The sequence below is a fragment of the Pelagimonas sp. genome, from assembly GCF_058892305.1.
This window is the reverse complement of the sequence record NZ_JBZXVN010000002.1, coordinates 26,311-43,396: the sequence shown is the minus strand read 5'-3', so window position 1 is coordinate 43,396 and position 17,086 is coordinate 26,311. Positions and strand designations below refer to the sequence as shown.

At 56.8% G+C, this 17,086-nt stretch carries 21 protein-coding genes; 1 reads left to right on the top strand and 20 read right to left on the bottom strand.

The annotated features are described in order from the left end of the window. Positions 1 to 12: 12 nt before the first annotated feature. From AC5EFR_RS01110 to AC5EFR_RS01070, 9 genes are all read right to left on the bottom strand, one after another. A complete protein-coding gene (locus AC5EFR_RS01110; RefSeq protein ID WP_493574136.1) occupies positions 13 to 1,002 on the bottom strand; it encodes a hypothetical protein in 990 nt (329 codons plus the stop codon). Between the two features lie 96 nt (positions 1,003 to 1,098). Beyond that, positions 1,099 to 1,764, bottom strand: a complete 666-nt coding sequence (locus AC5EFR_RS01105) for a hypothetical protein (RefSeq protein WP_493574135.1) — start codon at positions 1,762 to 1,764, stop codon at positions 1,099 to 1,101. Between the two features lie 221 nt (positions 1,765 to 1,985). Beyond that, on the bottom strand, positions 1,986 to 2,399 hold the full coding sequence (gene rplP / locus AC5EFR_RS01100) for a 50S ribosomal protein L16 (RefSeq protein WP_431374483.1): 414 nt from the start codon (positions 2,397 to 2,399) through the stop codon (positions 1,986 to 1,988). A 2-nt stretch (positions 2,400 to 2,401) separates the two neighbouring features. Then, the gene (gene rpsC / locus AC5EFR_RS01095; RefSeq protein WP_431374484.1) at positions 2,402 to 3,121 is read right to left on the bottom strand and encodes a 30S ribosomal protein S3; all 720 of its coding nucleotides are present in this window, start codon (positions 3,119 to 3,121) and stop codon (positions 2,402 to 2,404) included. Continuing rightward, entirely contained in the window at positions 3,121 to 3,501 is a 381-nt protein-coding gene (gene rplV, locus AC5EFR_RS01090) for a 50S ribosomal protein L22 (RefSeq protein ID WP_299925061.1), read from the bottom strand. The genes rpsC and rplV overlap by 1 nt, the downstream gene beginning before the upstream one ends. Positions 3,502 to 3,504: 3 nt before the next feature. After that, positions 3,505 to 3,783, bottom strand: coding sequence for a 30S ribosomal protein S19 (rpsS, locus tag AC5EFR_RS01085; RefSeq protein WP_299925058.1), 279 nt, complete (start codon positions 3,781 to 3,783; stop codon positions 3,505 to 3,507). Positions 3,784 to 3,786: 3 nt separating this feature from the next. Beyond that, a complete protein-coding gene (rplB, locus tag AC5EFR_RS01080) occupies positions 3,787 to 4,629 on the bottom strand; it encodes a 50S ribosomal protein L2 (RefSeq protein WP_299925055.1) in 843 nt (280 codons plus the stop codon). A 417-nt stretch (positions 4,630 to 5,046) separates the two neighbouring features. After that, on the bottom strand, positions 5,047 to 5,565 hold the full coding sequence (locus AC5EFR_RS01075; protein WP_493574134.1) for a hypothetical protein: 519 nt from the start codon (positions 5,563 to 5,565) through the stop codon (positions 5,047 to 5,049). 25 nt (positions 5,566 to 5,590) lie between these two features. Then, entirely contained in the window at positions 5,591 to 6,271 is a 681-nt protein-coding gene (locus AC5EFR_RS01070; RefSeq protein ID WP_493574133.1) for an acyl-homoserine-lactone synthase, read from the bottom strand. Between the two features lie 219 nt (positions 6,272 to 6,490). On the opposite strand from AC5EFR_RS01070, the gene AC5EFR_RS01065 reads away from it, so the two are divergent. After that, complete coding sequence (locus AC5EFR_RS01065) at positions 6,491 to 7,195, top strand: helix-turn-helix transcriptional regulator (RefSeq protein ID WP_493574132.1); 705 nt, start codon at positions 6,491 to 6,493, stop codon at positions 7,193 to 7,195. 71 nt (positions 7,196 to 7,266) lie between these two features. Here AC5EFR_RS01065 and AC5EFR_RS01060 read toward each other — a convergent pair whose 3' ends face one another. The 11 genes from AC5EFR_RS01060 to AC5EFR_RS01010 are packed head-to-tail and all read right to left on the bottom strand — an operon-like array spanning position 7,267 to position 17,044. Continuing rightward, positions 7,267 to 7,983, bottom strand: coding sequence for a 4'-phosphopantetheinyl transferase family protein (locus tag AC5EFR_RS01060; RefSeq protein ID WP_493574131.1), 717 nt, complete (start codon positions 7,981 to 7,983; stop codon positions 7,267 to 7,269). Between the two features lie 2 nt (positions 7,984 to 7,985). Further along, positions 7,986 to 9,236, bottom strand: a complete 1,251-nt coding sequence (locus AC5EFR_RS01055; protein ID WP_493574130.1) for a hypothetical protein — start codon at positions 9,234 to 9,236, stop codon at positions 7,986 to 7,988. A 42-nt stretch (positions 9,237 to 9,278) separates the two neighbouring features. After that, positions 9,279 to 9,992, bottom strand: coding sequence for an outer membrane lipoprotein-sorting protein (locus tag AC5EFR_RS01050; protein WP_493574129.1), 714 nt, complete (start codon positions 9,990 to 9,992; stop codon positions 9,279 to 9,281). Further along, positions 9,986 to 11,215 (bottom strand): ABC transporter permease, encoded by a 1,230-nt coding sequence (locus AC5EFR_RS01045; RefSeq protein ID WP_493574128.1) that lies wholly within the window; start codon positions 11,213 to 11,215, stop codon positions 9,986 to 9,988. Before AC5EFR_RS01045 ends, AC5EFR_RS01050 begins: the two co-directional genes overlap by 7 nt. After that, the gene (locus AC5EFR_RS01040) at positions 11,208 to 11,918 is read right to left on the bottom strand and encodes an ABC transporter ATP-binding protein (RefSeq protein ID WP_493574127.1); all 711 of its coding nucleotides are present in this window, start codon (positions 11,916 to 11,918) and stop codon (positions 11,208 to 11,210) included. Before AC5EFR_RS01040 ends, AC5EFR_RS01045 begins: the two co-directional genes overlap by 8 nt. Before the next feature lie 2 nt (positions 11,919 to 11,920). Continuing rightward, the gene (locus AC5EFR_RS01035) at positions 11,921 to 12,514 is read right to left on the bottom strand and encodes a hypothetical protein (RefSeq protein ID WP_493574126.1); all 594 of its coding nucleotides are present in this window, start codon (positions 12,512 to 12,514) and stop codon (positions 11,921 to 11,923) included. Position 12,515: 1 nt separating this feature from the next. Then, complete coding sequence (gene fabZ / locus AC5EFR_RS01030; protein WP_493574125.1) at positions 12,516 to 12,983, bottom strand: 3-hydroxyacyl-ACP dehydratase FabZ; 468 nt, start codon at positions 12,981 to 12,983, stop codon at positions 12,516 to 12,518. A 17-nt stretch (positions 12,984 to 13,000) separates the two neighbouring features. Further along, positions 13,001 to 14,218 (bottom strand): beta-ketoacyl-[acyl-carrier-protein] synthase family protein, encoded by a 1,218-nt coding sequence (locus AC5EFR_RS01025; protein ID WP_493574124.1) that lies wholly within the window; start codon positions 14,216 to 14,218, stop codon positions 13,001 to 13,003. Continuing rightward, positions 14,215 to 15,159 (bottom strand): ACP S-malonyltransferase, encoded by a 945-nt coding sequence (locus AC5EFR_RS01020; RefSeq protein ID WP_493574123.1) that lies wholly within the window; start codon positions 15,157 to 15,159, stop codon positions 14,215 to 14,217. The genes AC5EFR_RS01025 and AC5EFR_RS01020 overlap by 4 nt, the downstream gene beginning before the upstream one ends. Next, the gene (locus tag AC5EFR_RS01015) at positions 15,156 to 16,313 is read right to left on the bottom strand and encodes a beta-ketoacyl synthase N-terminal-like domain-containing protein (protein WP_493574122.1); all 1,158 of its coding nucleotides are present in this window, start codon (positions 16,311 to 16,313) and stop codon (positions 15,156 to 15,158) included. Before AC5EFR_RS01015 ends, AC5EFR_RS01020 begins: the two co-directional genes overlap by 4 nt. Beyond that, positions 16,313 to 17,044, bottom strand: a complete 732-nt coding sequence (locus AC5EFR_RS01010; protein ID WP_493574121.1) for a hypothetical protein — start codon at positions 17,042 to 17,044, stop codon at positions 16,313 to 16,315. Before AC5EFR_RS01010 ends, AC5EFR_RS01015 begins: the two co-directional genes overlap by 1 nt. Positions 17,045 to 17,086 lie beyond the last annotated feature (42 nt).

Genomic DNA, 17,086 nt, shown 5'->3' with positions numbered 1-17,086 from the left:
TTCAAGCCGACCTTACGCCGCAATCGGCTCAAGAACCGAACGCTCGGCGCCAATCAACGTCACCTGATCCCAGGTGAGCCCCTCCGTCTCGACCCGGATCAACACTTCACGATCGAGCTGATCACCCGAGGTGTTTTCGTACCGTACAACAATGCCGTCATCCGTCATGCGAACGGACCCCAGTGCATAATCGTCATTCACCGACTCGACCCGCAATTCGATGGTTTCGGTCACCGGGTCAAAATCATCGAACCGCGCGGCCTCAACTTGCCAAGCGGTGCCATCAGTGGTCTCAAGATCATCCCAGTCGGAACCGTCCGGCGCACGCTCCCCCTCGTCCAATTGCACAACAAAATGATCGGACCCTGCACCGCCTTCTACGGTCCAAACATCCGTCATTGTTAAGCCTTCGCCAAACTCGGTTAACGCCTCAACGCTTAGCGTGTCATCTCCATCTCCGCCCGTGACACCAGTGGCGTAACCGGTTCCCAAAGCCCCGCGTCCAATGCCCAGAATTTCGTCATCTCCGGCTCCACCATGCACATGCACATTCGGCGACAGGTTCACATCAATGGTGTCATTCCCCTCCCCACCGTCGATTGACATGATTTCACCGTAGGTTTCCTCGGCATCAATCAGGTCTTCGCCGTCGCCCCCTAGGATAGTCGATCCGAAGAACGGCCCGAGCAAGGTGTCATCCCCGTCGCCCAGATCTATCTCAAATTCCGCAGAAATTCCCACATTGGGCTCACCTTCAGGCGATGTGGTATCTATCAGGTCGTTGCCAGCCCCCAAAGACACGACTTCGGCCGTGACAAAAGCCTCTAGCTCAGACCGTGTCAGGATGTCATCGCCATCGGTTCCGACCAAGTTGCCCTCTTCATCGAGCGCGAAATCAGGCTCAGCCACGTCATCCGAGCTGTCATCACTGTCCGACCCCGAGTCAATCAGGGTCGCCAAAAGGCCAATGGAAAGAAGTCCTAATAGGGCTGCGGCTAACATCGCTTTTCCTCGCATACTCAAATATGCGGCTGATATTGCAGGCCAAAGCGCCCCAGGACAAGCTGCCGTTTTGGAAACAGTCCAGAATTGATTGTTTTAGACGTAAATCAACCCCGACGGGCTAAGGAACACCGCATCGGCAAGGTCATCCCCCTCGGCAAAAGCCCGCGGCGTGTCCAGTCCGGGTTGATTTGGTCGGGTCGCCGGATCGGCCTCAAGGCACAAGCGCGCACCGTTGTCGAACTCAAGCACCAATGAAATCGGCCCCAAATCCGCCTGCGTGATCACCGCCCCTTGCATGCGTTCCAGAAAAGCGCGGTCATCGGCGTCAACGATCCATGGGCGCGGCTCGCCCGTGTCATAGCTCTCATCCTGAACGATGCGGCCATCAAGATGCAGCCAACCGCCCGCCCCTCGGATCGGCAGGATCAGCCAGCCTTGGGGCAATTCAAGCCCAAAGAACTCACAGCTTCCCATGCCATAAAACCCAAGGCTGACCGAGGCGTCGGAAACACGCTCTCCGATCAACCGGTCGGGATCAACCGGCACTGGGTCCAATGGCACCGTGGCAAAATCATCTTCGTCATCCGGGTCGCCATCGGGATCAGGAATGCGAAACGCGCCCGGTACAATCGGGGACACCGCCATCGAGCCGTAGAACCTGCGCAATTCATTGGCGACAAGCTTTTGCGCCAAGGGGTTCCCCCGCTTGGCCGCGTTCGATACCAAAACGCTGATTTTTCCTTTGATGAACTCAAGCATGACCACTCCACAGCCGTAGTAGGCATAATTTACGGTACGTTAACCTTTTGTACACTCGCGCTTTTTGGGGAGGTGGCGATCGCCAAGAAGACACAGCGGCACAATACATGGATGTCTTCAAAACCAAAAAACTTATGCCCGCAAAGTACATAGAAAAACCCCCGCCGCATCTCTACGCCGGGGGTCAATTTTGCGGTAGGGTGGGGTTTTACCCCACCACTTTACCAGTCTTCGCGAACAACAACGCGGGTTTTCACCGGCAGTTTCATCGCGGCAAGACGCAGGGCTTCACGTGCGACTTCGTCGGTAACACCGTCGATTTCGAACATGACGCGGCCCGGCTTCACTTTGCAGGCCCAACGGTCAACCGAACCTTTACCTTTACCCATACGAACTTCGATAGGCTTGGCAGTGATCGGCGTGTCAGGATAGATGCGGATCCACACCTTACCTTGACGCTTCATGTGACGCGTCATGGCACGGCGAGCGGCTTCGATCTGACGTGCAGTAACACGCTCAGGCTCAAGAGCCTTCAGACCATAGGTGCCGAAATCAACACCGGAACCGCCTTTTGCAAGGCCTTTGATCCGGCCTTTGTGCATCTTGCGGAATTTAGTACGCTTTGGCTGAAGCATAGTTACCCCCGATTATCACGACGGCCGCCAGCACCACGAGGGGCCGGACCGTCTTGAACTTCTTGCGACTTGCGATCGCGCGCGGCTGGATCATGCTCCATGATCTCGCCTTTGAAGATCCAAACTTTGATCCCGATGATACCATAGGGAGTCATAGCTTTGACCTGGGCGTGATCGATGTCTGCACGCAGCGTGTGGAGAGGCACTCGGCCTTCGCGGTACCATTCGGTACGCGCGATTTCTGCACCGCCAAGACGGCCAGCAACGTTCACACGAATGCCAAGGGCACCCATACGCATGGCGTTCTGAACCGAGCGCTTCATTGCGCGACGGAAAGAAACACGACGCTCGAGCTGCTGAGCAATGCTCTCACCAACAAGCTGGGCGTCCAGCTCGGGCTTGCGCACTTCAACGATGTTCAGGTGCACTTCACTGTCGGTCATCGCCGCCAGTTTCTTGCGCAGAACTTCGATGTCAGCACCTTTTTTGCCGATGATCACGCCAGGACGCGCTGTGTGTACAGACACACGGCACTTCTTGTGAGGGCGTTCAATGATCACGCGGGCAATACCAGCCTGCTTGCACTCTTTGTGGATGAAATCGCGGATTGCGATGTCTTCCAACAGCAGATCACCATAGTCTTTGGTGTCAGCGTACCAACGGCTGTCCCAGGTGCGGTTCACCTGCAGACGCATACCGATCGGGTTTGTTTTATTACCCATTAGGCTTGCTCCTCAACCTGACGCACCTTGATGGTGAGTTCCGAGAACGGCTTGTTGATACGACCGAAACGACCACGTGCCCGCGGACGACCGCGCTTCATGATCAGGTTCTTACCAACATAGGCTTCTGCGACGATCAGCTCGTCAACATCAAGACCGTGGTTGTTCTCAGCGTTTGCAATGGCGGACTGCAGGCACTTTTTCACGTCTTCGGCGATCCGCTTCTTGGAGAAGGTCAGATCAGTCAGAGCGCGATCAACTTTCTTGCCACGGATAAGACCGGCAACAAGGTTGAGTTTCTGCGGGCTTGTGCGCAGCATGCGCAGCTTGGCCATCGCTTCGTTGTCCGCCACGCGGCGGGGATTTTTATCCTTGCCCATGGCTTACTTCCTTTTGGCTTTTTTGTCAGCCGCGTGACCGTAGTAGGTCCGCGTTGGCGAATATTCACCGAATTTCTGGCCGATCATGTCCTCGGTCACGTTGACCGGGATATGTTTCTGACCGTTATAAACAGCAAAAGTCAGACCGACGAATTGCGGCAGGATTGTCGAACGACGCGACCAAATTTTGATAACTTCGTTCTTGCCCGAGTCGCGTGCTTTTTCGGCCTTTTTCAGGACGTAAGCATCGACAAAGGGGCCTTTCCAAACAGAGCGAGACATTAATTAGCGTCCCTTCTTCTTGGCGTGGCGCGAGCGGATGATCAGCTTTTGCGACGCTTTGTTTGTATTGCGGGTACGCTTGCCTTTGGTTGGCTTGCCCCAAGGTGTTACCGGATGGCGACCACCCGATGTACGACCTTCACCACCACCGTGTGGGTGATCGATTGGGTTCATAACGACACCACGAACACTTGGGCGGATGCCCTTGTGACGCATACGGCCGGCTTTACCAAAGTTCTGGTTGGAGTTGTCTGGGTTCGACACGGCACCAACGGTGGCCATGCATTCCTGACGTACCAAGCGAAGTTCACCGGAGCTCAGACGGATCTGGGCGTAGCCACCGTCACGGCCAACAAACTGGGCATAGGTGCCCGCGGCGCGTGCGATCTGACCACCTTTACCAGGCTTCAGCTCGATGTTGTGAACGATCGTACCGATTGGCATGCCGGAGAAAGGCATTGCGTTACCGGGCTTGATGTCGGCCTTGGCGCTGGCAACGATACGGTCGCCAATGGCGAGACGCTGAGGTGCCAGGATATAGGCCTGCTCGCCATCGTCATACTGAACGAGTGCGATGAAAGCGGTCCGGTTAGGGTCATATTCGATACGGGCCACGGTGGCCGATACGTCGAATTTGTTCCGCTTGAAATCTACGATACGGTAGAGGCGCTTTGCCCCGCCACCGCGGCGACGTGAGGTAATACGTCCGGTGTTGTTACGACCGCCCGACTTTGTCAGACCCTCGGTGAGGGCTTTGACAGGACGACCTTTCCACAGCTCCGAACGGTCGATCAGAACCAGCCCACGCTGGCCTGGCGTCGTCGGCTTATACGACTTTAATGCCATGCTTTCTGACTTCCGTTTAAAACAGCAGGGTTTCCCCCGCCTATGTAATGAGGTGTTAGCCTCAGGAGTTTAGGCCCCCGTAGGTGCCCGGCGAAAAAGATCACAAGGCCCCAGAACGAATCTGGAGCCTTGAGACTGCGCGTAGGTAACAGGGAAGGTCGTGGGCGTCTAGGGGGTTTTGCGGTTTGCCCGGAAAACAGGCCCGGTTGGCCCTGTGGTGCGCCGAAAACCAAGACGCGGGTATTCGTTAATAATAGTCCCTATATATAGGGCAACATATTTAGGGCAACACCAGCCTATTGGTTCGCGACCTGAGGTCTGGACCTGCTCGATACCTGCGTTTCAACCCGAACTCATGCGAAAGGGGGCACAACCCGCCCCACCAAACGCCCTCCCCCGCGCTGCAATCCTGTGGTCTCAGGCCCCTTGCACCTGCCTGCGCAGGGCCTGTTCTACCAGTCCCGGATCCGTTTGGCGGGCTTTGCTCAACAGTCGCTGCTCTTTGTCTTTGTCACCGTCTAGCCGTGCAATTCGGGCTGCGGCGCAAAGCAAACCAACACGCTCAAATGGCGTCAAATCTGCGAATCCCACACCTTCAATTGCCTGACCGATCAATACACGAGCCTGATCATCGCTTTTTGCTGTTTCCGGTTCATTCAGAAGCGAAACCGCCGCGACAAACACCAGTTCGGCAAACCAAGGTTTGCTTGCGTCGCTGTTTTTCAAGGCGTCACACAACAGGGTGAGACCGCTTTTTCGGTAAACCGCTTGCTTTGGGTGGTGCAATGCCGTTGCGGTCAGGACAAGCAGACTACCTTTGTATGCCAGCGCGCGGGGATCGTCCGGCGACTTTGACAGCTGGCGTTCTGCTTTGCCCAAGGCGGAGACAATCAGGTCTCCCCCCTGCTCAATAGCGTTTCTGTAGCTTTGTTTCATATTGGTCTTCTTCTTGTTTTATAGCTCATGCCACCTGTTGCACCGGAGCGCCGGAATTGTCGGGTGACACCATACGGGTCGCCGTGGCCGGTGCCTGATACAGGGGCAAATCGACCCCCAGCTTGGCCCGCATCTCAGCCAATACTGTGGTGTTCACCGCAAAGGAGGCGCAGCAGACCGGGCGTTTGCCATATCCGTCGGCCTTGCCGTGAAGGTCATATTTCAAACCGGCCCGACGATAGACACGGCTCATGCAAGGTTCGAAATTTGAGACAAGGCGACTGATACCGTGATGCAGACCGACCTCACACAACCCTAGGAGCAGTAGAGAAAAGGCGCGGCCAGCATCCATATCAGGAAAGTCGCGGGCAATCGCGTCTTCGTCGAGACACATGCGGGTCCCTTCCCATACGTCAATTTGTTGCAAATTGGTGTCAAAGTCATGCGTGCGGCCAAAGACGTCATGCAAAAGGGTTGGGCCGGCGGTGGTCATCAGTCGAACACAACCATAGAGGGTTTTACCGTCATCACTCGCCCAAACAAAGTAGCTGGCGTTCATCGCATCGTATTCGTCAATTTCCAGATCGCCCTTCACCGGAACCTCCCAGTTCAACTGGTCAGCAAAAACCTTCTTGCGCAGCTTGAATATCTCCATCACCATTTCAATTTTAGAAGCAACTTCATGTGGTTGTATGGTTGTAAACATTTTCTCAAGTCCCTTGCAGCTTGAGAAAACGCTACCGCCAACATCCTTTTACCAATATCCGCCCGCCTGATGGTAGCACCTTCGCCACGTACAATTGGGGGGATTGCCTCAAAAAATAATTTCGAGGAAAAACTCACGCGTAGATTGCATGTTTTGTCATAATCCTTTCGAGTGTACTTGGTATCTGTACCAAGCGAATCGTTAAGGAGTGACCGGGTTATGCCGTTTGATTATGAGAGTGTTCTGAATGACCTGTTGATGTCGAACTCGATCGCCGATGCGATTGCCGTTTTACAGGAATGCAGCGCCATTGATTTTGTCACATTTCATTTGATGAACAATGTGTCGGCCCAGATGGACAACCCGTTTGTCCGCACCACCTACCCGCCGGAATGGGTCAGCTTTTATCTGCTCAACAATTTGGTGGGCAGTGATCCAATTCTGAAAGCCGCGACAGCCGCCAAAAAGCCCTTTGTCTGGTCCTCACTCGATCTGACGGGCCCTGAGGAAGCGTTTTTGGCCAAATCCAAGGATTTCAAGATTGGCCAAAGTGGCTATTCCATACCATGTGTCGATGAACTTGGCCGCAAAAGCGTTTTGTCCCTAAATTCCCACCTCGATGAACCCGAATGGCGCGCCTTCATCGACGAGAAAGGCGATCAACTGGGCCTGTTGGCCTCGGACCTCCATATGAAGGGCGTGTCCGAAGCCTTTGCCGAAGCGGGGGATGTGCCGCATTTGTCACCACGCGAATATGAGTGTCTGAAATGGACCTCGCTTGGGAAATCCTATTCCGAAATCGCGATTATCCTGTCGTTGTCCGAGCACACAATCCGGTCCTATTTGAAAATGGCACGGGTCAAACTTGATAGCGTGACCCTTGCTCAGGCCGTAACCAAGGCGACCCAGATGGGCCTAATCTAACAAGAATATGTCCGGCCCTGTTTCGCCCCAAAAGGCGAGGGCCGACCTATTTCAGACCTCTCTTGCAGCCCCTAAAGATGCAACAAACTCAACGGCCCACAGGCCGAGCCGGACAGGCAAACAGCGGCGGAAACCCCCTGCCCCATTCGGAAATCCAGAAAGTGACTTGAGATAGGCGCGCGCGCCGGGTCCAAGGCGATCTTGAACAGTTTCTTCATGCCATATCCCAGACCTTCGCCTTGCATCTTTCCATAGGCTTCCATGCGCGTCCAAAGCACTTGTGGACTAAAATGGGTTTGCGCACGTCGCGCCTGACGGCTGCCAAACAGCTTGTCAAAACTGTCTTCCTGCTTGGGGGTGAACCGCTCAATATCAAGCCCAACGTGATGCCCCGCGGCCATACAGGCCGCATAGCCATAGGGGCCATAGCTGATCGAAAAATCCAGCCTGTCGCGGGAAATGCCATACCGACGATGCAGGCCAGGCCGGCCTTCGGCGTCACTGACCAACTCGACATCTTGGCCGTGAATCCCCAAAACGGACCCCAACATTTGGCGGACATGCACCCGCGCGGCAAGGGCGCGGTGCGTTTTGTCGGGACGGGGGCTACGCTCTAGTCGTTGACGGTCACGTTTAGTCAGCTGATCCATCAAGTGCGAGGGTAGTCGATAAGTGCCATTGAGACGTTGCATGTACAGCTGCGCCGGGCCACCGGGCCAGTTTAGTTTTGGTTGCGCAGGCAGCGGGGTGATTTTGGTACCGGTTTTAGGAGTTGCAATCAGGGTCATGGTCAGAACTTCATTGTGGTGTAGATGGCAAGGGAATCGCGCATTGGACGCAGATTGAATTCGGTATTTTCGCCTCCGTATTTTTGGCTGGCCTGTAGCCCGATTGTCGCAAGGTCACCCAATGGCATTTCCAGCCTCAGGGCCAGACTGCCCGAACCGTCATCCAGCCCATGTAAAACCGTCAGCTCGCCGCTGATTGGCTTTCCGAACAAGGCGTCATGACTAACGCGGAGAAAGCCGTAATTCTGCCGCAGGGTGTAGTGATTCAAAACGCCGTTCAGGCGGCCTAGAGATTGACCATGCACGGCGGATTGCGTCGGAGTGATTGTGTCCAGCGCATCAATGATACGGTCCCATTCAGCATCGTTATACCCTCCCGCATCGCGGGTGTATTCCGCATTCAGCGAGATCCCGTTTTCAAAGGTGTGGCCAAAGCCAAGCGTGACAAAAGGTTGGATTTTGTCCGTTTCCAGCGGATCAAGAAGCAGATGCCCCATGGGGGATGTGCCCGCAACGGTTTGTTTTTCTCGGCCTTTTCGGAATGTGGCGTCCATATAGACAACCGAAGCGTCCCCCAAACCCCAACTGAACGAAACTGCAGCTCCAGGACGTTCACCACCGATCAACGCCAGCGTATAATCCGCCGCCCCATCAGCCATAAGGCCGGAGAAGCGCAACATGGCGAAATCTTCTTTGACACCAAGTCGAGGGTCATCGCGGTCGGGGGCATAGATCAGAGATAGCGACGACCCATTGTCTAACAACAGATCCGCACCGATCAGGTCTGTGCCTTTCACATCGCTTCGCGCTTGTCCGGTTGGAAATATCCGGTTTTCCGCCAGCGGATCATGCAGGATGTCCGCCGGATTCAGCCCATAGGCCTGACCATAGGACAGAATACGCCGACCGCCGTATAGGAACAGGGCGTCCCCAAGGAGGACTTCGGCATAGGCCTCATCGGTAAACGTCTCGACTTGGCTATCTTGGGCCTCGGCCCGAAACTGGGTTGTGATGCTCAAGCGACCGTAGCTTAGCTTGGCACCCATCGTTCCGGTCAGACCGGATAGCGCCTCCTGATACCCTGACCCGTCCGGGTCTGGCACCAGATCGGTGGCGCTGATTGTGTTGCGTTGGCCAAAAAGGCTGGCCCGCCCCGTCAGATCAAGGTCCAGTTCGGCAGCGCGGGCCGGACCGGTGCTTAGCAAGGTCAGACAGGTCGCCAGCGCGGTAGCGCAAGGGGGGGACATGGTCATGTCAAATCTCCGAAATGGGTCCAATGGGGCGGGCAACTAGGTTTAGAGGCGGCTCAGATTGCCGGGCTGATACCAAGAGGCAGGTGTCTTGGCCTTTTTGAAGCGGCTATAGGTCATGGTGGTGACTTTGCCGCCTTCCAAATGATCGACCACTTTCAGCTGCGTTGGGCGGCTGGCACCCAGCACAGTTTTATAGCCCCCGAAATGCATGGTCTTGAGCTTGCGCCCCCCACCGGCATAAAACACCGCCTGCTTTGGCGCACCGCTGCTGGCAACGGTTAGATCAATGCGGGCATAGGCAGCAGATTTGGTTTTGGGCACCAATTGCAACACGATGCTGTTGCCCGACCCTGAGGTCTTGGCCACCTTGTAGTCGGTGGAATAGACCGTACGCGCCACATCGGCCGATGACACACCGCCCAGCACCCTTTGTTGCGGCGAGATGCGCAAGGCGCGCCGCGTTCCGGGCACATAGACCCACATGTTCTTGTCAACAAACAGGATCGAACGGCCCGCCATTTTGGTCGGTTTGGTGTAACGAACCAGCCCTTTGCTGGAGTTTTGCACCGCAACCTCAAGCTGTTCGGTTTTGCCACCAGAGTTCAATTTCAGATCAAAGGTGAAATTCGCACCCGGCGCGCGGATGTCATCCACTTTTCGCAGCAGAGCGTTGCCATCGGCAGCCAAAGCCGAACTCGCGGCAGCGATGGACAAAGACAGGGCGATTAAGGCGGGTTTGATGATGGATTTCAGCATGGTTTTTGCAAAGCCTCTACAATGTTCACACGGGACGCAGCCCAGGCAGGATAAATGGAAGACACCAGCGCCGCAGCGACCGAGACGACAAAGCCTTTTGCCAGCACAGCCGGTGTCATGAGGAAGAAGGCCTGATAGCCTTGCGACATGGAGGGCGGAGGCGGCATAGGAATGCCCCCGATCATCTCGATCCCCCAGGAAATGAGCAGTGACAGGATCACCCCAACCGTGCCGCCCAGCAGCCCGATAAAGAGACCCTCATTTAGAAACATCTGCATGGTGGTGCCTTGGGTGGCCCCAATGGCGCGCAGCGCACCGCTTTCGCCCATGCGTTCAAAAACAGCCATGGTCATGGTGTTGGCAACCGAGAACATGACAACCACCGCAACGATGCCTGAAAAGATGCGGAACAGCCCGTTATAGAGCGACACAACCGCCTCATAGAACCCGGCCAGTTCATCCCATTGACGGGTTTCATAAGCTTCCGGAAGCGCGGCAATTCTCGCCTCGATAAGGGGCCGTAATGTCGGCAGTTCGGCGGTATTGTCCAGCATGACAACCACCCGTTCCACGGCCGAAGTATCCATAACAGTTTGCACAAGATCGCTTGGTACTTTGGCAAAGACGCTGTCATATTCGGTTGAACCGGTGCGCACGATGCCAACGATTTCGAAATCAACCGCGTTCAACATCCCATCCAGAGAGGTTGTCATAACGGTGACCCAATCGCCGATCTTGGCCCCCAACCCCTTGGCAAGCTCATCGCCAATCACACCGACTTGGGTGTCTCCGGGCAAGAGATTGCGGCCTTTCACCACGATTTCGAAATCCGCGAAATCCATTTCGCGCAACGGATCTACACCCGTGACCGACATATTGACCGAGGCCTGCCCGGTTGTGCCAATCCCGGAAAAGCTGACGCGATGGGTGACGGTCGAGATGCCTTCGATGTCTTCCAGCGCGGTTTCGAGCGCCCCTACGTCATGGATCATAACCGACGCCGGATCGGAAACATGTTTTTCCCAATAGCCATCCGCATAGATTTGCATATGGCCAAGCTGGGTACGGATGGTGGTTTCGCGCAGCCCTTCAAAGGTAAAGTTAATGAAGGCCCCAAAACAGGTCAGCGCACAGCAGCCCACCGCAATCGACAGGATGGTGATCGTGGATCGGCGCGCATTGCGAAAGATGTTCAGAGCCGCGATGTAAAAGAGGTCAAGCATGGTGGGCCACCTCGTTTAGGCTAGGGACAATCTGCATGTGCAATTTACCTTCGCTAAGTGAAATGACCTGACGGGCATGGTCGACAACCAGATTGTCATGGGTGGCACAGAGAAAGCTGACCCCGTGATGGGCGTTCAACTCGCTCATCAGGTCCAACACGCCTTGGGCCGTCTTGCGATCCAGATTGGCGGTGGGTTCATCCGCCAGGATGATCCGCGGGTTGCAGACAAGCGCACGGGCAATGGCAACACGCTGTCGTTGACCGCCAGAAAGCTTGCCCGGTAGTTTGTCAGCATGTTCGGTCAAACCGACCAAAGCCAGCTTTTCGCGCGCAATGCGCATTCGGTCACGGCGCTTAACCCCTTGAAAATACAACGGCCAAGCGACGTTTTCCGCCGCCGTAAGGACCGGCAGCAAATGGAAACTTTGAAACACAAAGCCGATGGTGTCATTGCGGAACTTGGCCAATTGGCGTTCGTTCAATGTCGCGATCTCGGTACCGGCAATGGTGATGGTCCCGCTATCGGGACGGTCCAACGCCCCGATCATGTTCAAAAGCGTGGATTTACCCGACCCGGACGGGCCGCAAATCACCGCAAAGGCGCTGTCGGGAATATCCAGATCGGCCTGGTCCAGCACCGTCAGCGAATAGGCATCGCTGGCATAGGTACGGCTCACCGATCTAAGCGAAATCTGACCCATGATCAGGACCCCGCCAATTTGCGCGCGGCGGCAGCTTTGCTTGCCCAATCACCCTGATCAGCGGCCTGTTCACCCAGCATATCGTAAATCCCAGCCATATGCGGTGCCATGGATGGCGCCTGTGCGGCGCTGAATATCTTGTCGAGCACGAGCCCATCTTCTACGGCGGTTTCCGAGCGCCCAAACATCGCCGGAAGGTTGCCCGCAACATTGGCGCGGATCAGCCGGATGACAAAATCATCTGGTGCCATCGAGACCGCTTGATCAAGGAAACGCAGCCCACGATTGGTGAACCTCACCTTGTCGGTGACTGACCGACTATCGCGCGCGGTGATCGCATAGCTGGACCCCAAATAGGCCACCGCCATGGCATTGGCTGGCTCGGCTTTCATCAGGTCAAGAAAGGCCTCAACCGCCTGTGATGTAGCCTTGCTGTCACCGGCACGGCCGGCATCATGTAGTGCAATAGCGCTTTCTAATGCGGTTTGCGCCGCAAATACCGGGGTGGCAGTCAAAACCGCCACGGCCACCACCGGCGCATAGGCGGCAAAGGAGGCAAGGCAAAGCGCGCGCGAGAATGTGGAGATCTTACTCATATCAGTCTTCCTTTGGGGCTGTGGCGAGATTCATGTCACCGGTGGCGACAAGGCCGTTTTCGGTTGAAATGCGGGCTTTGACCTTGGTCATTTGGCCCATGCGTTTGACCAGCCGAACCTCAAGGCGAAGCTGATCGCCGGGTTGAACGGTGCCGGAAAATTTCATGTTGAAACCAACACAGAAGAACCGAGTGTTGGAGGCATCCGGCGCATCGCCGACCTCATCCCCTGTCGGCCCCATAAAGGCCGAGGCCTGAAGCGCCGCTTCGGTGATCAGCGCGCCGGGCATGATAGGATAATCGGGGAAATGGCCCTGAAAATAGGGCTCATTGATCGACACATTCTTGATCGCCACGGCAAAGCCCGGTCCGCTGTCTTCGATCTTGTCAATCATCAGAAACGGGTAGCGATGCGGCAAGCGGGCCATGATGGCCTGAATGTCATAGGAGGTGGTTACCATGTCTTTCATGTCATCAATTCCTTGGGTTAGGCCAGTTCCAAAAGGACCGAGCAGTTAGAGCCGCCAAATCCCAGCGTATTGGACAGCACCAGTGAGGGCGCGCCATTGCGGGCTTTGGGTGCACAGGACAGCGGGTTATTGGCTTCGGCCTCGCGGAAATTCACCGTGGGCGGGATAATGTTTTTCGCTCGGGCGGCCATGGCTGCGACGGCGTTCATCGTGCCCGCCGCCCCCAGAGTGTGGCCGACCATGGATTTGATCGAAGCGGCCGGCACTTCGGCGGCACGATCCCCCAAAACACCATGCAGGGCTTTGGCCTCAATCGCATCATTGTGCAGGGTCCCGGTCCCATGGGCACAGACAAAATCCACCTGGCCACTGCTCGCACCGCCCATATCCAACGCTTTTCGCATGGCGGCCATTGGGCCCTGGGCGGTGACGTCCGGCGCGGTCATGTGATGGGCGTCGGATGACAATCCATAGCCTCGCAGCTTGGCCATCACGGGGGCCCCCCGTTTGGCGGCGAAATCTTCGGCCTCGACAATCATCAGCGCACTGCCTTCGCCAAGAACCAGCCCCTGACGATCCTTGTCAAAGGGGCGGCACAGGTCGGGCGACACGTTGCGCATCACCGAAAACCCAGCGGCAGAGACTTCGGACATCGGATCAAACCCAGCGACCAAAACCACATCGGCCTTGCCCGCACGGATTAAATCCTGCGCCGTGGCCAGCGCCAGATTGGACGAGGTGCACGCCGTCGAATACACGAGGTTCGGACCCATAAACCCGGTTTCGATGCAGAGCCGGTACCCCGGCGAATGCAGGGAATAATCCCGCAGGGTGCTCGGGCGACGTTTGCCTGCCCGCTGACCACGGTAGTAACCCATCCCGGTGCGCGCCCCGCCAAGCGTTGACCCCGACAGGACTGCACCGCGCCGTGGATTGACGGCGGCAGGGTCCAGTTGGGCCATTTCCATCGCTTGATCAAAAGCAGCCAAAGTCAGGGCAGAACTGCGGTCCATGCGCTTGTCACCGCGTGCGATGCGAATGGCCTCGGCGTCAAAACCTTTGGCCTCACAAGCACGCGGGTTGCGCAACCCGTCGGCAGGAAAACTTGAGATGTCGCCAAGGCCACTTTCGGCCCGGACCATTGCATCACCGAAGCTATTGAAATCATTGGCGATGGCATTGATGACACCGCATCCGGTGACAACTGCGCCGCGATTGGACATATGCGGGATCATGCTGCGACCTCTTGCATTTGGGGTTTGTGCGCGTTGATGGCGCGATCCATCAGCGCGGGAACGCCGGTGCTGGCGGGTTTCAGAGCGGCGTTGAACCGAAGCATCAAGCCGGTCAAAACCTTGCCCGGACCAACCTCGATCAAGCTGGTGGGGGATTGAACGGCGATCTGGGCCATCACTGCGGTCCAGTTTACCTGACCGGTCATGTGGGTGAGCAAGTCATCCATAACCTCCTGCGGATTGGTCATTGTCGCGCCGTCTTTGTTAGACAGGACCGGGCAAGCGGGCGTGGAGAACGTCGTATCCTTGATCCGTTCGGCAAAGGCCCGAGCCTCGTTCGCCAAAAGCGGGGAGTGGAATGCGCCCGACACATTCAATCCCACCCATTTGCCGCCCTTTTCGGTCAAAGCGGCGCGCGCCGGTTCAAGGTCATCAACGGCACCCGACACAACAATCTGGTCAGGCAAGTTCAGATTTGCGGGCCAGACTTTCAGCCCGGCATCTTTCAGGGTGGTTGCAACGACATCTGCGGCCAACCCCTGAACAACGCCCATACCACCCGCTACTCGTTCGCCGGAAAACAACATCAGCTGACCACGTTCGACCACCAATTGCGTGGCATCCTCAAGCGACAACGCCCCCGAGGCCGCAAGGGCCGAGACATGCCCCAACGAATGCCCGGCAACAAATGCGGGGCTGAGCCCCTCTTCGCGCAGGCAAGCGGCGATGGCGCTGGACATGGCAAATATCGCCAATTGCGCCCGATCCGTTCGTTTCAACTCCTGGTCGGCCATTTTGGTGGTGAACGCACGCACCGGTTTGCCCGAGATATCCTCGATCGTATCCAGCACGGTTTCAAACGTGCCACGGCCGATGAATTTGGCGGCCATGCGGGCCGATTGGGCCCCTTGGCCCGGAAAAATCCAACCTGTTTGGGTCATGCGGCCACTCCTTTGATTAGGGTTGCACCAAATTGGCCGTTTAGGCCGATGGCGTTGCAAAGTACGGTGTCGATCTGTGCTGCATTGCCCTGCACCGAAGCCGGGGCGGCGTTGCGGGTTATGGCTTCTACAGCCAGCGCAATTTCCACCAGTGCGGCGGTGCCCATGGCAAAACCGGTGGAGCGTTTGGAACTGCCCTGTGCCGGGTTTTGATCGCCAAACACCGTGGCGATGGCTGCGCCCTCCAACTGGTTTTCAACTTTGGTGGCGGCAGACCCCGTTAGGATCATGTCGATGCTGGTCGCATCGGATTGCGCGTCCTCAAGTGCTGTTTCGATGGCGGCCACCAAACCGCGCCCATCTTTGGCCGGGCGCCCCAAAGCTGCGGCGTCATTGGCAAGGCCAACCCCCGCCAATTCGGCCAATACTGTTGCGCCACGGGCCTCGGCATGGTTGCGGCTTTCCAAGATCAGCGCCACAGCGCCCTCGCCGGCAACCGCGCCATCGGTCAAACCGCCCTGCCCGTCATAATCCGCGTGCCATTTCAGATCGCGTAGACCTTTCTGGATCGCGTCGCACATTTCATCGGAACAGAGCGCAATCACGGTTTCGATCCCCGGCTGAGCGAGCATCATCTGCGCCTGAAACAGCACGGCCGTGCCGGAACAGCCCGCCGCTGGAACCACCTGAATAGGACCGGCAAAGCCGAAATGGATGCTAACCAACGATGCAGGCGCATTAAACACGCTTTCCTGAAACACCCGCGGTTTGACGCCAGAGGGGCCGGTATCAATCAGATCGTCATAGATCTGCTGCGTCGCAGCCCCCGGCCCGTTCGACGTGCCAAACACAATCCCGACACCGCCGTTTTTCGCGCCGCGTTCTGGAAGGATACCGGCTTGGCTCACCGCCAGATGGGTTGCCGCGACCGCGTATTGGGACACCAAAGGCGCGCGGGACAATTGCCCTGATTTCAACATGCGGCGCAGGTCGATCTTTTGCGCCTCGGCGGCAGGCAAGCCATTTTCGTAGCGCGAACAAGGGACAAAGTTAGCAGTCCCCGCTGTTTGGGCATCCCAAAGCGCATCAAGCCCTGTGCCCCATGGGCCAACCAGACCAAGCCCGGTAATGGCAATTGTATTGTCGGTGGTCATTATCCGAACTCCTTCTGGAAAGCGGTCAGTTTCTGCTGATAGGTGGCAGCCAATTCCGGTTTGCCTTGTGCGCGCAGCACTTCGGCGTAGGCGCTATAGAAATCCCCACGCCATTTCTTTGACCGCAACACATCCGCATGTTTCGGGTTTAGCTCTGGATTGGCGTCCCACTTGGCCAATTGGTTGAAATCGGACAGTGCTAAATCATGATCCGCCAAGACGCCGGGCATATTGATCACCGTGGCGGCGCGGATGAGCCGGGCGACCGGATCGGTTGGGTCGATCGCAACAGCTTCGGACAAAAGCGCTTCGGCCCGTTCGACATGATAGATCCGCACAAACCCTGGTCCGGGCAGCGCCTGCCAGGCACCTTTGAGCGGAAAGTCCCGCGCCATGAGCGAATGCGCTGATCCAAGGTAGGCCGTTGCCGAAGGAAAGCTTGGCATGTCAATCCGGGCCTGCTCCAGTTGGCTGATCGCCTCACGGGCCCACTTTGGATCATGGGTCAATTGCGCAATATCATAGGCGGCTTTGCCTGCTGTGAAGGGGTCACCAAACTTGCCACGTTCGTCAGACCACAGCGCGCTGGCTTGGGTCAGACGTGGCTGTTCGGCAGCGATGGCAGTGATGCGCGGGGTGCCGTCAGGGTCGGCAACCGGGCTGCATCCGGTGACCGTCAGGCCGTAAACCACCGCCAAAACGCCCATGCTGATCCAAGTCCGAGAGGTCATTTTTAATACGCGTCCTATAGTCCAAGGTTTGGTTGATGTTGG

Excerpts from the sequence above, each read along its gene's own strand:
- rplP (WP_431374483.1), bottom strand. The coding sequence starts at position 2,399 with ATGCTTCAGCCAAAGCGTACTAAATTCCGCAAGATGCACAAAGGCCGG.
- AC5EFR_RS01065 (WP_493574132.1), top strand. The coding sequence starts at position 6,491 with ATGCCGTTTGATTATGAGAGTGTTCTGAATGACCTGTTGATGTCGAAC.
- rpsS (WP_299925058.1), bottom strand. The coding sequence starts at position 3,783 with ATGTCTCGCTCTGTTTGGAAAGGCCCCTTTGTCGATGCTTACGTCCTG.
- AC5EFR_RS01025 (WP_493574124.1), bottom strand. The coding sequence starts at position 14,218 with ATGATCCCGCATATGTCCAATCGCGGCGCAGTTGTCACCGGATGCGGT.
- AC5EFR_RS01045 (WP_493574128.1), bottom strand. The coding sequence starts at position 11,215 with ATGCTTGACCTCTTTTACATCGCGGCTCTGAACATCTTTCGCAATGCG.
- AC5EFR_RS01075 (WP_493574134.1), bottom strand. The coding sequence starts at position 5,565 with ATGAAACAAAGCTACAGAAACGCTATTGAGCAGGGGGGAGACCTGATT.
- AC5EFR_RS01105 (WP_493574135.1), bottom strand. The coding sequence starts at position 1,764 with ATGCTTGAGTTCATCAAAGGAAAAATCAGCGTTTTGGTATCGAACGCG.
- AC5EFR_RS01050 (WP_493574129.1), bottom strand. The coding sequence starts at position 9,992 with ATGCTGAAATCCATCATCAAACCCGCCTTAATCGCCCTGTCTTTGTCC.
- AC5EFR_RS01110 (WP_493574136.1), bottom strand. The coding sequence starts at position 1,002 with ATGTTAGCCGCAGCCCTATTAGGACTTCTTTCCATTGGCCTTTTGGCG.
- AC5EFR_RS01035 (WP_493574126.1), bottom strand. The coding sequence starts at position 12,514 with ATGAGTAAGATCTCCACATTCTCGCGCGCGCTTTGCCTTGCCTCCTTT.
- AC5EFR_RS01060 (WP_493574131.1), bottom strand. The coding sequence starts at position 7,983 with ATGACCCTGATTGCAACTCCTAAAACCGGTACCAAAATCACCCCGCTG.
- AC5EFR_RS01070 (WP_493574133.1), bottom strand. The coding sequence starts at position 6,271 with ATGTTTACAACCATACAACCACATGAAGTTGCTTCTAAAATTGAAATG.
- AC5EFR_RS01055 (WP_493574130.1), bottom strand. The coding sequence starts at position 9,236 with ATGACCATGTCCCCCCCTTGCGCTACCGCGCTGGCGACCTGTCTGACC.
- rplV (WP_299925061.1), bottom strand. The coding sequence starts at position 3,501 with ATGGGCAAGGATAAAAATCCCCGCCGCGTGGCGGACAACGAAGCGATG.
- rplB (WP_299925055.1), bottom strand. The coding sequence starts at position 4,629 with ATGGCATTAAAGTCGTATAAGCCGACGACGCCAGGCCAGCGTGGGCTG.
- AC5EFR_RS01015 (WP_493574122.1), bottom strand. The coding sequence starts at position 16,313 with ATGACCACCGACAATACAATTGCCATTACCGGGCTTGGTCTGGTTGGC.
- AC5EFR_RS01010 (WP_493574121.1), bottom strand. The coding sequence starts at position 17,044 with ATGACCTCTCGGACTTGGATCAGCATGGGCGTTTTGGCGGTGGTTTAC.
- fabZ (WP_493574125.1), bottom strand. The coding sequence starts at position 12,983 with ATGAAAGACATGGTAACCACCTCCTATGACATTCAGGCCATCATGGCC.
- rpsC (WP_431374484.1), bottom strand. The coding sequence starts at position 3,121 with ATGGGTAATAAAACAAACCCGATCGGTATGCGTCTGCAGGTGAACCGC.
- AC5EFR_RS01020 (WP_493574123.1), bottom strand. The coding sequence starts at position 15,159 with ATGACCCAAACAGGTTGGATTTTTCCGGGCCAAGGGGCCCAATCGGCC.
- AC5EFR_RS01040 (WP_493574127.1), bottom strand. The coding sequence starts at position 11,918 with ATGGGTCAGATTTCGCTTAGATCGGTGAGCCGTACCTATGCCAGCGAT.